At 58.3% G+C, this 13,807-nt stretch carries 11 protein-coding genes and 1 pseudogene; 3 read left to right on the plus strand and 9 right to left on the minus strand.

Going from position 1 to position 13,807, the window contains the following annotated elements:
• A partial coding sequence (nirB, locus tag BG52_RS10765) for a nitrite reductase large subunit NirB (RefSeq protein WP_081793789.1) occupies window positions 1-2,434 on the minus strand: 2,434 nt, incomplete at its 3' end.
• A gap of 272 nt (window positions 2,435-2,706) precedes the next feature.
• On the opposite strand from nirB, the gene BG52_RS10770 reads away from it, so the two are divergent.
• The 3 genes from BG52_RS10770 (at window position 2,707) to BG52_RS10780 (ending at window position 7,154) form a co-directional block, all read left to right on the plus strand.
• Window positions 2,707-3,264 carry an ANTAR domain-containing response regulator gene (locus BG52_RS10770; protein ID WP_036585291.1) on the plus strand — a complete coding sequence of 186 codons (558 nt, stop codon included), beginning with the start codon at window positions 2,707-2,709 and terminating at the stop codon, window positions 3,262-3,264.
• A gap of 270 nt (window positions 3,265-3,534) precedes the next feature.
• Window positions 3,535-4,761: a nitrate/nitrite transporter gene (locus BG52_RS10775; protein WP_144340797.1), complete on the plus strand. Its 1,227-nt coding sequence runs from the start codon at window positions 3,535-3,537 to the stop codon at window positions 4,759-4,761.
• A 128-nt stretch (window positions 4,762-4,889) separates the two neighbouring features.
• Window positions 4,890-7,154 (plus strand): molybdopterin oxidoreductase family protein, encoded by a 2,265-nt coding sequence (locus tag BG52_RS10780; protein ID WP_051587952.1) that lies wholly within the window; start codon window positions 4,890-4,892, stop codon window positions 7,152-7,154.
• Window positions 7,155-7,262: 108 nt separating this feature from the next.
• Here the strand turns inward: BG52_RS10780 and galU are convergent, their stop codons facing one another.
• The 8 genes and pseudogenes from galU to BG52_RS10820 form a co-directional block, all read right to left on the minus strand.
• Window positions 7,263-8,153 (minus strand): UTP--glucose-1-phosphate uridylyltransferase GalU, encoded by an 891-nt coding sequence (gene galU, locus BG52_RS10785; protein WP_036585297.1) that lies wholly within the window; start codon window positions 8,151-8,153, stop codon window positions 7,263-7,265.
• 30 nt (window positions 8,154-8,183) lie between these two features.
• Window positions 8,184-8,792, minus strand: coding sequence for a molybdenum cofactor guanylyltransferase (mobA, locus tag BG52_RS10790; protein WP_051587953.1), 609 nt, complete (start codon window positions 8,790-8,792; stop codon window positions 8,184-8,186).
• 231 nt (window positions 8,793-9,023) lie between these two features.
• Window positions 9,024-10,007 carry a glycosyltransferase family 2 protein gene (locus tag BG52_RS10795; protein ID WP_051587955.1) on the minus strand — a complete coding sequence of 328 codons (984 nt, stop codon included), beginning with the start codon at window positions 10,005-10,007 and terminating at the stop codon, window positions 9,024-9,026.
• Window positions 9,997-10,827 (minus strand): annotated as a pseudogene (locus BG52_RS10800) (exopolysaccharide biosynthesis polyprenyl glycosylphosphotransferase); the annotation flags it as partial. The gene BG52_RS10795 and the pseudogene BG52_RS10800, both read right to left, overlap by 11 nt.
• Before the next feature lie 9 nt (window positions 10,828-10,836).
• A complete protein-coding gene (locus BG52_RS10805) occupies window positions 10,837-11,295 on the minus strand; it encodes an IS4 family transposase (RefSeq protein WP_081793791.1) in 459 nt (152 codons plus the stop codon).
• Between the two features lie 210 nt (window positions 11,296-11,505).
• Window positions 11,506-12,465: a glycosyltransferase family 2 protein gene (locus BG52_RS10810; RefSeq protein WP_036667238.1), complete on the minus strand. Its 960-nt coding sequence runs from the start codon at window positions 12,463-12,465 to the stop codon at window positions 11,506-11,508.
• Window positions 12,466-12,471: 6 nt separating this feature from the next.
• The gene (gene rfbD / locus BG52_RS10815; protein WP_036585322.1) at window positions 12,472-13,314 is read right to left on the minus strand and encodes a dTDP-4-dehydrorhamnose reductase; all 843 of its coding nucleotides are present in this window, start codon (window positions 13,312-13,314) and stop codon (window positions 12,472-12,474) included.
• Window positions 13,315-13,325: 11 nt separating this feature from the next.
• On the minus strand, window positions 13,326-13,807 hold a 482-nt coding region (locus BG52_RS10820), incomplete at its 5' end, for a dTDP-glucose 4,6-dehydratase (protein ID WP_036667244.1).

Below are 13,807 nucleotides of genomic sequence, written 5' to 3' on the forward strand. Positions count from 1 at the left end.
GCGCCGCTTCCGCTTGCGCCGGCGCCGTCATGACGTCAAACGCCTTGCGCAGGTCTTCGGTCTCGATGATCTGCTTCCACGGGTCCTTCTGCAGACTGAGCGTCTTATCGATGCGGGATACGAGCGCCTCGCGGTCTTCCTTTTTCTCCAGCGCCTTCTTCACCGAATCGAGCCCGACGCGCTGGATCCATTCGCTCGTGCGCTCCAGATAATGCGCGGTCTCGCGGTAGTATTGCAGATACGCGCCCGTCCATTCGAGTACTTCCTCGTCGGTTTTCACCTTCACGAGCAGCTCGGCCGCGCGGACCTTCGTTCCGCCGTTGCCGCCAACGTAAATCTCGCTGCCGCCGTCGATCGCGATGACGCCGAGATCCTTGATCGTCGACTCCGCGCAGTTCCGCGGGCAGCCGGATACGGCTAGCTTCACCTTGTGCGGCGTGGCGAGCCGCTCGAACTTTTTCTCCATCTCTATGCCCATCTGGATCGAATCCTGCGTGCCGAATCGGCAGAATGTCGAGCCCACGCACGTCTTCACGGTCCGCAGCGATTTCCCGTACGCATAACCGGACGGCATGTCGAGCTCCTTCCAGACGTTCGGCAGGTCTTCCTTCTTCACGCCGAGCAGGTCGATCCGCTGGCCGCCCGTGATCTTGACGAGCGGCACCTCGTACCGTTCCGCAACCTCCGCAATCCGTTTCAAATCCTCCGGCGTCGTAACGCCGCCGTAGATCCGCGGTACGACCGAGAAGGTGCCATCCTTCTGAATGTTGGCGTGATTGCGCTCGTTGACGAAGCGGGACTCCATCTCGTCCTCGTGCTCCTCCGGCCATACCATGCCGAGGTAGTAGTTCAGCGCGGGACGGCATTTGCTGCAGCCCTCGGGGTTTTTCCATTCCATGACGTGCATGACTTCCTTCGTCGTGGCGAGCCGCATCCGCTTGATTGCCTCGACCACCTCGTCGCGCGTATGCTCCGTACAGCCGCAGATGCCTTCCTTGACGACCGCCACGTTGTCCGCGCCAAGTGCCGACAACAAGATGCCTTCCACCAACGGCTTGCAGCCGCCGCAGGAACCGGATGCCTTCGTGCATGCCTTGATCTCGCCTATGCTGACGCAGCCTTTTTCCGTGATGGCTTCCATAATCGTGTCCTTCGTAATGCCATTGCAGCCGCAGACGATTTCGTCCCCGCTCATCGCGGCGACCAAATCCGCCGTGCTGGCAGGCTTGCCGCTTCCGCCGCCCGGCCCGAACAGCACCTCTTTCTCCCGCCCCGCAAAGCTCTCTCCGCTGCGGATCACGGAGAACAGTCGCGAGCCGTCCGTCGTGTCGCCGAATAACACAGCACCGATCGGCTTGCCGTCCTGGAAAACAACCTTCTTATACACACCATCCAGATCATCCTGCACTCTGACCGCCTTCGTACCCGGTTCGTCCGTGAAGCGGCCCGCCGAGAATACGTTGACGCCGGATACTTTCAGCTTGGTCGATACAACCGAGCCCTGGTAGCCGTCGCTCTCGACGCCGGCCAGCCTTTTCGCCAATATCGCTCCTTGCTCGTACAGCGGCGCGACCAAACCGTAAGCAATGCCCCGGTGCTCCGCGCACTCGCCGACCGAATATACGTTCGGCACGCTTGTCTGCAGGTAGTCATCGACGACGATGCCGCGATTCACCTCGATGCCGCTGTCCTTCGCAATCTGTACATTCGGCTTGATGCCGACCGCCATGACGATCAGGTCCGCGTCCACCTGGGAGCCGTCCTTGAATTTCAGTCCGGTCACCCGATTCTTGCCGAGGATCGAGTCCGAGTTTTTCTCCAGCAAGAATTTCATTCCTTGACGCTCCAGCTCATCCTGCAGCATTCTGGCGGCGGTGAAGTCCAACTGGCGTTCCATCAGATAATGGAAGATGTGCACGACGCTGACGTCCATATTCAGATTCAACAGTCCCCGCGCCGCTTCGATGCCAAGCAGGCCGCCGCCGATAACCACAGCTTTCTTGTAGCTCTTCGCCGTCTCGATCATCGTCTCGCAATCCTTGATATCGCGGAACGCGATGACGCCTTCTTTATCGGCGCCCGGAAGCGGCAGCATGAACGGCAGCGAGCCGGTGGCGAGGACCAGCTCGTCGTAAGGGACGGAGAGACCTTTGTCCGTCGTTACGATTTTACCGGCCGTGTCGATCTTCGTCGCCGTCTGACCCGCGTGCAGCACAATCTGGTTGTCCCGGTACCAGTCCCAATCGTTCAGAACGATATCCTGCATATCGACGTCCCCCGCGAGAACGGATGACAGCATGATGCGGTTATAGTTCGGATGAGGCTCCGCCCCGATGATCGTGATGTCATAACGGTTCGGATTGAGCTTGAGCAGCTGCTCCACAAACGATACGCCGGCCATTCCGTTGCCGATCATGACGAGCTTCTTTTTCATAAGGCTTCTCCTCCTGTTTCAAAACATAAAAAGCCCATCCCCCGACCATCTGTAATCCGGGAGACAGGCATCATTGCCATAGCCGCGGCACGCCATTGTGCCATAACTAATTCGATATAGCTACAGTATAGTGCGATCGAATAATCATGTCAATATATCTTACATAAAAAACTGCGGGTAAGCCCGGGTCATTTTTCCGTCGACAGTCTTTTTCCTGTATGTTATATTTTATTACACATTTGACAGCCAAAATAGAAGCGAGGTGACACCCCATGCCCAAATCGGCCCTGCTCGTCGAGGACAACTCCCGCATCGCCTCCCTGCACAGCCTGCAGCAAAATTGCGGCACACTGCACCGCTGCAAGACGGCGGACGACGCGCTTCCGCTCATCAGCATTGTGGAAGCGGTGATTCTATTTACCCCGTTGGAACGCTTGTCCGAGTGGCAATCGACGATCGCCGGCATGAGGCGGCTGCCTACCTTGTGGTTCTGCACGGAAGCACGCGCCCCGAAAGAAATCGACTGGGGCTACGGGCTGGACGGCGTACTGTTCGCCTCCATGACGACCGTCGAGATGCAATTCGCGTTGAAATGGGGGCTGCGAAGCTTTCACCAGCGAAAAAGGTGGGCGGAGGAACGCGAACAGCTGCTTCAGCGGCTCGAAGAACGCAAGTGGATCGATCAGGCGAAAGCCGTTTTATGCGAAATCAAAGGAATCAACGAAGCGGAAGCTTATGATTTTCTGCGCAAGCAGGCCATGAACGAGCGGAAAAGAATCGGCGACATCGCCGCTTCCATTGTAAAAGTCTATCAGTTGATCCACGGTTAAACATCATCGGGATGTTATATGTGAGGTTTTCTATAGGATTATTTTGTGTAAATTATTTGTGTTAGTTATATTGACATGGTTGTGACACTCGCATATAATTCAAATCAAGATCAACGTTCACAATGCTGTGACGTTTCTATTATTCGGTGAGCACAAAGCCGTGCCGCCGATTGGCAATGAGGCCGCCTGCATCCTACGGGATAAAGTGCGGTCTTTTCGTGTCAGGAAATGTAAAGAGAAACGTAACTTTGAGAGGAGTTTTGTACAATGGTGGGAAACAAGGGATTTTGGCAAAGCGGTCATAAGCCTTCCTTATTCAGCAGTTTTCTTTATTTCGATGTCAGCTTTATGATCTGGGTGCTGATGGGTCCGCTTGTCGTCATCATTATGGCCGACTATCCGATGGACGCCGCGCAGAAAGCGAATCTCGTTGCGCTGCCAATCCTCGGCGGATCGATCCTTCGCCTCGTGCTCGGCTTCCTGACTGACCGGATCGGACCGAAACGGACCGCCCAGCTCGGCATGGCAATCACCATGGTCCCGCTCGTATGGGGCTGGCAATTCGTCAACTCGCTCAATGAGCTTTATTATGTAGGCCTGCTGCTCGGCGTCGCCGGCGCTTCGTTCGCCGCCGCGCTGCCGCTGGCGAGCCGCTGGTATCCGCCGCAGTATCAAGGACTGGCCATGGGCATCGCCGGCGCGGGCAACAGCGGCACCGTCTTCACGACGCTGTTCGCGAACCGGATCGCCCAGGCTTACGGTTGGGAGACGGTATTCGGCCTGGCGCTCATCCCGATCGCCATCGTATTCATTGTATTCTCGATTCTCGCCAAGGACAGCCCGAACCAGCCGAAGCCGAAGACGCTCGCCGATTATGGAAACATCCTGAAGGAAAAGGACGCCTGGCTGTTCTGTATTCTGTATAGCGTCACCTTCGGCGGCTTCGTCGGCCTCGCGAATTACCTGACGATTTTCTTCAACACGCAATATGGCCTGAGTCCGGTTCGCGCCGCCGATTTCACGACCCTTTGCGTTATTGCCGGCAGCTTTTTCCGCCCGGTGGGCGGCTGGCTCGCGGATCGGATCGGCGGCATCCGGATGCTGATGCTCCTATATGCGGGTGCGGCGCTCATGCTGGCCTCCGTCTCCTCGATTCCGCCGCTCGGCGTCGTAACGGCGCTGCTGTTCGTCGGCATGATGTGCCTCGGCGCCGGCAACGGATCGGTATTCCAGCTCGTGCCGCAGCGCTTCCAGAACGAGATCGGCATCGTGACCGGCATCGTCGGCGCGGCCGGCGGAATCGGCGGCTTCCTGCTTCCGAAAATTCTCGGCAACCTGTATAAATCGACCGGCTCCTACACGCCGGGCTTCCTGGTCCTGTCCGGCATCGCGCTGTCCTGCATCGTGCTGATGTTCATCGTGCAAGGCCAGTGGAAAAGAGAGTTCCTCGGCCAGGGCGGCAAAGCGCGGCTCGAGGAAGGCACGCTTGCATCCTAAGAAGGAGGCTGCCGGAATGGACGCTTTTGACGCATACGAGATCTTCGATCGGCTTGATGTGACGGATTGGATGTCCGCTTGAACGTCTAAAGGGTTGGAAATACATGTAATGGGAGGGAGGGATTTCGATGGCCTCTCCGGTCGCCGCACAACCGAATAAAGATCGTCTTCCTTCCCACTGCTGCTTCTGCAGCATGCAGTGCGGCATCGAGCTGGTGCGGACGGAGAAGGAGCCAGGATTCGAGGTCAAGCCGAGCCCGGATTTCCCGGTCGCTACCGGCAGGCTGTGCCAGAAAGGCTTTCACTCGATGACGCATGCCGTCCATCCGGACCGGCTGCTGCATCCGCAGCGCAGACCGTCCGCATGGCAAGCTGCTTCGGATGGCGCTTCGGACACCGGTCCCTCCAGTGCCGCGTGGGAGCGCACTTCCTGGGATTCGGCGCTGGACGACATTGCTTCGCGTATTCGCAGCATCCAGGATCGCTACGGCCCTGACGCCGTCTCCGTCTTCGGAGGCGGCTCGCTGACGAACGAAGTCTGCTACCTGCTCGGCAAGTTCACACGCGTCGCGCTGAAATCACGCTATATCGATTACAACGGACGTTATTGCATGTCCTCCGCGGCCGCCGCTCAGAACAAGGCGTTCGGGATCGACCGCGGCTTAAGCCTCCCGCTGGAGGAACTGTCTCAATCCCGCTATATTATACTTGCCGGCACGAACATAGCGGAGTGCCAGCCAACCATGATGCCTTACCTGCTCGCAGCCAAGAAACGCAAGGCGGTAATCGTGACGATCGACCCGCGGCAGACGATGACATCCAGAATCGCGGACATTCACGTTCCGCTTCAGCCCGGCTTCGATTCGGTATTCGTCAGCGGCCTGCTTCATGTCATTCTTAATGAAAGGCTGTACGATGCCGAATTCGTCACGAAGCATACGGACGGAATCGACGAGGTGCGCGCGGCCGTCCATGAATTTTCTCCGGACCGCGTATCGCTCTATACCGGCATCCCGGTCGAAGTTATCCGCACGATTGCGCGCGGCTTCGCCAAAGCGGAATCCGGCGTCGTGCTGACCGCACGGGGTCTTGAGCAGCAAACAAACGGCGTGGAGCACACGCTGAACTACATTAATCTGTGCCTGCTCACCGGCAAAATCGGCAAGCCCGGCAGCGGCTTCGGCGCCGTAACCGGACAGGCGAACGGTCAAGGCGGCCGCGAGCACGGACAAAAGGCGGATCAGCTGCCCGGCTACCGGATGATCGACGACCCGGCAGCCCGTGAGCATGTCGCCCGCGTGTGGGGTATCGAGCCCGCCTCGCTTCCCGGCAAAGGCGTTTCGGCTTACGAGCTGTTCGGCAAAATCGACGACGGTGAAATCAAGGCCATGATCGTGCTCGGCTCCAACCCCGTCGTCTCGAGCCCGAACAGTACAAGGGTCGCAGAAGCGTTGCGCAAGCTGGAGCTGCTCGTCGTCGTCGACCTGTTCGAGACGGAAACCGCCGCCTACGCGCACTGGCTGCTGCCCGGCACCTCTTTCCTCGAAGCGGAAGGCACGCTTACGAATCTGGAGGGCCGCGTCTTCCACCGGGCGCAGGCTTTGCAGCCGCCCGGCGAGGCCATGCCGGACTTTAAACTGATTTGCACGCTGGCGGACCGCCTTGGCCGCGGCAAATATTTTCGCTTCGATTCGCCCGAAGCGGTGTTCGACGAGCTGCGCCGCGCGACGGCCGGCGGCAAGGCCGATTACAGCGGCATCACCTATGAACGACTCATCGCCGAGCAAGGCGTATTTTGGCCCTGCCCTTCCGAAGGGCACCCGGGGACGCCGCGGATGTTCGAGGACGGCGCCTTCGCCCACCCGGACGGACGCGCGCAGCTTCACGGCATTACGCCGCAGAAACCGGCGGAAACGACGGATGCGCAATACCCGTACATTCTGACGACCGGCCGGCTCGGCAGCCATTACCTGAGCGGCACGCAGACGAGGCGAACGGATGCGCTCATGAAGAAAGCAGCCGCTCCGGTTGCGGAGCTTCATCCGTCGCTTGCCGAGAAGCTCCGTCTTCGCTTCGGCGATAAAGTACGGCTGACGACGAGACGCGGCTCGCTTGTGTTCGACGTGAAAATTGCCCAGGAAATACATCCGACGACAATATTCGTCCCGTTCCATTGGGGCGGCAGCCTGTCGGTCAACAGGCTCACCAACGACGCACTGCATCCGATCAGCCGGATGCCGGAGTTCAAAATATGCGCGGTGCGTGTCGAACGCGCGGACCGCGAGCTTTACGGCGCCGGGACGGAGGAGAAAGCACCAGACACCGGTGTCACCGTTCAGCCGGCTGCCAATGAAAAGGTGCGGCTGCGCACGGCGAGCGAGAGCGGTATTTGACCACTCCCCCGTTCTCGTGAGCGCAGACCGCACCAACATCACACAAAAGGACTGCTCCCTTGAAGATTGGATCCCTTCCAGGTGCAGTCTTTTTGCTTTTTTAAAAACCTACTCCCCTACAGGATTCACGCCTTCCTGCGCAACCTTCCCGGCCATGTACTCCAGCAATTCCCGCCTCAAATCGTCACGCTGCAGCGCAAATTCGATCGTCGTCCGGATAAAGCCCATTTTTTCGCCGACATCGTATCTGGTCCCTTCGAAATCATAGGCATATACGGCCTCGTGCCGATTCAACTCGTCGATCGCGTCCGTGAGCTGGATTTCCCCGCCTGCCCCGGGCTGCTGATTCTCCAGAATGTCGAATATTTTCGGACTGAGAATGTAACGCCCCATAATCGCGAGATTCGAGGGCGCCTCTTCTTTCTTCGGCTTCTCGACCAGGTTGGCCACGCCGTAAAACCGATTGTCGAGTTCTTTGCCGTTCACGATCCCGTACCGGCTGACTTCATCTTCCGGAACGCGCTGCACGCCGATGACACTCGCTCTGTAGCGGTCGTATTTCTCGATCATCTGCTTCAGGCAAGGCTTCTCGGCCTGCACAATGTCGTCGCCCAACAAGACGGCGAACGGCTCATTGCCGATAAATTTGCGGGCGCACCAAATCGCGTGGCCCAGGCCTCTGGCTTCCTTTTGGCGGATATAATGGATATCGACCATTCGCGAGGATTTCTGAACTTCGATCAGCAGCTCAAGCTTCCCTTTGTCCAAAAGATTCTGCTCCAGCTCAAAGGAGTTGTCGAAATGATCCTCGATCGCCCTTTTGCCTTTGCCTGTCACGATAATGATATCCTCGATGCCGGACGCCACCGCTTCTTCCACAATGTATTGAATCGTTGGCTTGTCGACGATCGGCAGCATCTCTTTCGGCATCGCTTTCGTCGCCGGCAGGAATCGGGTTCCCAGCCCGGCCGCGGGTATGATCGCTTTTCTGACTTCCATGGATACCCCTCCGTTGTGCGCTAACGCAAGCTAACTTCCAGATGTACCTTCCATAAAACGCTCATACGCGTCAGGCGTATTCAGATTGACGAACGCCTGCCGTTCCTCCTCGCTCTCCGGCTCAACCGTCACGGCCTTGAGCTGCTCCAGCGCCCTCCTCACCCGGTACTCGCCCTGCTCCAACAGCCGGGCAAGCCGATCGGCCGCGCGGGTATGGCACAGCGAGTGGAAAGGCTGATCCGGCACATGCACGATATCGGCGTCAGCGGCGACAGCAGCCGCCTCCATCCGGCGAACCAGCGGCTCCGACAGCAGCGGCATATCGCATCCTATCAGGAATGCATAGCCGTCAGGAAGCTCGGACAGCCCGGCATGGAGGCCGGCTAACGGTCCGCACCCGGCATAGCGGTCGACGACGAACGACACGCAGGCCATCGCACCGTCCGGCACGTGGCCGTCCAGCGCTTGACGGTACTTCGCAGCCCGCTCTTCATCCCCTGCCGAAACCACAATCGCCTCGCAAATGCCGGCCATCCGCCCCACAAGCACGGCCAGCAGCGGCTTGCCCCCGACATCCAGCAGCGCCTTGTCCCGCCCCATACGGCGGCTGCGGCCTCCGGCCAATATGATCCCGTTCAATTCGCGGTTCCCTCCGTTATTTTCCGTCAACAGCCTTACCGAAATCGACCGATATGATTCAGGTTGATACAATCAGTGCTGTTAGTTAAAATATCCAATACCAACACTTCATAACCCGCGTTTAACCACTCTACACAAGTATGGCTGCCACCGCATCCATTCCCCCACAAATAATGAATTGGATATTCCACCCAGGAGTAGCTCGTTCCCTCTATAATCCTCTCCTACCACTCACCCCTGGATAGAAGCGCCTTTGCCCGCTCTGCTCAACTTCCCCCAGATTTCACGATGCATACTGAACCTTATACACCATGCATGGGGCAAACGGTCATACCGCTTACCCAACTGATAGCCCGCATATTTGGCAACCGATTCCGCCATAAGCCTCACCATCCAGCGCCACTTGCGCCCCCGGACCAGCGCCTTCATCTGCGTCCAGACCAGGCGCGATCCTTCCTTGTTCACCGAAGAATATGCGTACACCCAGGCATGCCTGCGCATGGATACACCATTATCGAAAAAACGCCGGAACTGCTGCACAGCCGAGTAGTTGTGCGAATGAACGACCCTTGCCTCCGCGGCATAAGCGATCCGGTAGCCCGCCTGCACCGCCTTGGCGGCAAAGAACAAGTCCTCATTGAAAATCACCGGTTCGTCCAACCGGCCCAAATCGACGAACGTCTCCCGCCGGACCGCCGCGCACACGTTGGAACAGAAGAACGTCTTGATGCCGAGCCGCTCCAGGTCACCCTTATCCTTCACCGAAGAGACGGCCGGATAATTATATGCACGCGACAGCCTCTCCAACACGGTTGCGTCTTCCCGCGGCAGCTGCCTGCCGTAGGCGCATGCGACCCGAGGATCGCGCAACCGCTGCACGAGCTCCTCCAGCAAACGGTCGTCCTCCGGCAACGCATCCTGTGTCAGGAACACCAGCACCTCGCCCGCCGCGAAGCCGGCCGCCCGATTCCTGGTACCGCCATGGTCGAATTCGCTCTGCGGAATCTCGAACACGCGAGCACCCGCCGCGCGGGCCCGCTCCGCCGTACCGTCCGGCGACGTTGAATCGATCACAATGACCTCCAGCGGCGGCAGCGTCTGAGCACAAAGCCGGCCCAGCAGCTTCTCAAGTTCCGGACCGGCATTGTATGTAGGAATGATAACGGAAACCGATGGCGCCCATAAAACGCCCGCGGCGGCTTCATTAGTAGGCATTCTTATTCACGAGCCCCTTCACAATCGTCTTCCCAATGATCTTCAGGTCGAAAAGAAAGCTCCAGTTCTCGATATAGAACAAATCATGCACAATGCGGTCCTGAATGGACGTATCGCCGCGAAGCCCGTTCGTCTGCGCCCAGCCGGTAATGCCGGGCCGGATATGATGCTTGACCATATATTTCGGAATTTCATCCTTGAACTGCTCCACGAAGTACGGGCGCTCGGGCCGCGGCCCGACGACGCTCATATCACCGACCAGCACGTTGAAAAACTGCGGCAGCTCATCAATGCTCGTACGCCGCAGGAAGGAGCCGAAGCGCGTGCGACGCGGGTCGTTCTCCACCGTCCACTGCGTATCCGATACGGATGCGTCGGACACATGCATCGTGCGGAACTTGTACATCGGGAACGTCCGGCGGTCCAGCCCCATTCTCTCCTGCCTGAAAATGACCGGCCCCGGCGACGTCAGCTTGATGCCGATCCAGGCGAGCAGCATAACGGGCAGCGTAACGGCGATCGCCACGAGCGAGAACGCAATGTCGAACGTCCGCTTCAGCAGCCGGTTGCTGAGCTCGTCCAGCGGAATGTCGCGGACGTTGATCAGCGGGATGCCCGCGAAGTTGTCGAAGAAAGGACGGGCAGGCAGTAAATCAAAGAAATCGGGAATGATCAGCGTCTTCGCGCCGGCGTTGTCGCACACATTGATGATGTCGGCGTATTTGCCGTGCGCATCGAGAGGGAGCGCAATAATGACTTCGTCGATCTCATTCCTGCGCAGCACGTCGGCCAGCTCGCCGACTTTGCCAACAACCGGTTTCATGTGCCGCTAATGTCCCTTCCCAGCCAAGCCGCAAATGCTTAAGCACTTCCAGCAAGCTACGTGAAGATGTTGTTTGATCCACTTGAAAAACAGTTCGATTTGCCATCGGTTGCGATACAGATCACCGATCTCTTCCTCCGACAGGTTGAAATCATTCGTGATGATCATCACGCGGTTTCCTTCCTTGTCGAGACATTCGATTAACCGAAGGGGGTGCTCCATCAAGTAGGTGTTCTTGTTCCCCAACCTGACGACCGCTTCCCGAAGAATGCCGGACTGTGGATCGACCGGCCGCTCTTCGATCACGTGGATGTCTGCATTGCTCTTTAACCGCGTAATGAAACGGATGGATTTTGCACTGTACCGGTCAAACTCCCGGTAATCCACATAGCCGCGGTCAACGAGGTTGAGTACATTCGGGTCTTCTGTCACCAGCCATGGACATGGATACACTACAAGTTGCATTTGGTAAATGGGTTGCGCCCATTAATTCTGCAATTCTTCAAGCAGCATAAAAGCCGCATCCGTAATCACATAGATTTGCGTCAAAAAACGCTGGTTTTGTCTGATCAAGCGAAATCACCCTCAAACCATTCTGCTCATCTAATGATAGAGCCAAATTCATAGCTACTATCATTCTAGCAAAAATGCGGCGTTCTACCAACCAGAAATGCTTTAATCCTTGACAGAAATCGACAATTTTCTGCGAAAAAGCCACCTGCGCTTGCGCAGCATCGGGCGCAGGTGACGCCAAATAACCGGCCAGCAGCCGAGCAGTCGCGGCTCTCTCGCGATGATATAGGCGAGCTTCGCCGCTTCTTTGAGGGTGATCAGAGGAAGCAGCCTGAACCAGTGCAACCCGGCCGGTTCATTCTTGATCAGTATGAAAAAGCGGTTCTGATAAGAGTGGCGGCGGACGAGCAACGGTATCGCGCTGCGGTTGCCTCTTTTCCAGCCTCGATGATGAACGGCCTGCGCGGCGGGCACATAGCGGGCTTTCCAGCCCAGATGGCGGGCGCGCCAGGCGACGTCCACATCCTCCTTGTACGCAAAAAAATCCTCGTCGAAAAATTGTCCCTCGTACGAAATATCCGCGATCATCGCCCGCCGGTACATCGCCGCCGCGCCGGACACGCCGAACACCTCTCGCGGCTCGTCCCATTGCGAGNGCGAGGCCGGCTCCCAAGCCGCCATATCGCAGGCATTGCGGTCGGCACGGAGGGCCAACCCTGCGCTGTCCATCATATCCGGACGGTCGGCCAATACGAGTTTTCCGGTTGCGCTGCCTACTCTCGTGTCGGTCTCCATCACTTCCATGATGCTGGCGATGTAGTCGGGCTCCAGCGTCACATCCGGGTTCAGCACCAGGACGTAGTCACTGTCCGTCTGGGCGATGGCCTGATTTTGTCCGCCCGCGAAACCGTTGTTGACCGTGTTGCACAGCAGCCTTACGGGAGGGCCAAACCCCGACACGCGGTCGGCGGTGCCATCTTGCGAAGCATTGTCCACAACGACAACGGACGCAACGGGAAAGGACTGCTTCATGATTGCATGCAAGCAGTCCTCGATATCCTTCTCGCTGTTAAAGGTGACGATGCAGACGCTCACGGTCGGCTGCCCTTCTGGATGGAGCATGGGAAATCACTCGCAGTCTTGTAAGTAGTGGCGAAGCGCCTCCCGCCAATGCCGCAGCGGTTCGAAGCCGTTGCTGCGAAGCGCGCTGTGGTCCATGACCGAGTATGCGGGACGCGGCGCGGGGCGCGGGAAATCGGACGTGGAGCAAGGCTCGACTGCGGTGGTCATGCCGCTTTCTTCGAAAATCGCCTGCGCGAACTCGTACCAGGAGCAGGTTCCGGTATTCGACGCGTGGTAGGTTCCATAGCGCTCCGTCTGAACCAGTCGTACGAGAAATTCCGCAAGGTCGAGCGTGTACGTCGGCGAGCCGACCTGGTCGCTGACGACCTTGAGGCTGTCCCGCTCCCCGCCGAGCTTCAGCATCGTCTTCACGAAGTTATGGCCGTACTTGCCGTACACCCACGACGTGCGGACGATGAAGTACCGGCTGCAGAGCGTCCGGACCAGTTCCTCTCCGGCCAGCTTGGACTTGCCGTAGACGGTCTGCGGATTCGGCGCGTCATATTCGTTGTAAGGCGCCATTCCCTTGCCGTCGAAAACATAGTCCGTGCTCACATAGCAGAGCCGCGCGCCGATCTCCTCCGCTGCGACCGCCAGATTGCGGCTGCCGCTCGCGTTGACCCGGAACGCCGCATCCGGCTCCGATTCGGCTTGATCGACAGCCGTATAGGCGGCGCAATGGATAATCGCATCGGGACGCTGCTCAGCCAGCACGGAACGGCAGCTGTCGAGGTTCGTGATATCGAGCCGATCACGGCCGAAGCCGACAATCTCCACATCTGTCGGCCCGGTGAGAAGGACCAGCTCCCGGCCCAGTTGGCCGGAAGCGCCGGTAATGAGGATTTTCAGTCGCCGCTCCATTACGAATTCGCCTTCAGACGATCCTTGTATTGCAGATCGTAGTATTGTTGGTAAGCGCCTGAGACCACCTGCTCCATCCAGCCCTGGTTCGCCAGATACCACCGGACCGTCTCGCGAATGCCGCTCTCGTAATCGTGCTTCGGCTGCCAGCCGAGCTCGCTGCGGATTTTGTCGGCGTCGATCGCGTAGCGGCGGTCGTGTCCGAGGCGGTCTTTGACGTAGGTGATAAGCGATTCCGGCTTGCCGAGCTCCTGCAGGATCGTCTGGACGACCTGAATATTGTTGCGTTCGTTCCGCCCGCCTACGTTGTACACTTCGCCGCTCCGCCCTTGATGCAGAACGAGGTCGATCGCGCTGCAATGATCCTCGACATACAGCCAATCGCGCACATTCAGACCGTCGCCGTATACGGGCAGCGGCTTATCCCGAAGCGCGTTCTGGATCATCAAGGGGATCAGCTTCTCCGGGAACTGGTAAGGCC

It is taken from the genome of Paenibacillus darwinianus (genome assembly GCF_000598065.1).
GTDB classification, from domain to species: domain Bacteria; phylum Bacillota; class Bacilli; order Paenibacillales; family Paenibacillaceae; genus Paenibacillus_I; species Paenibacillus_I darwinianus.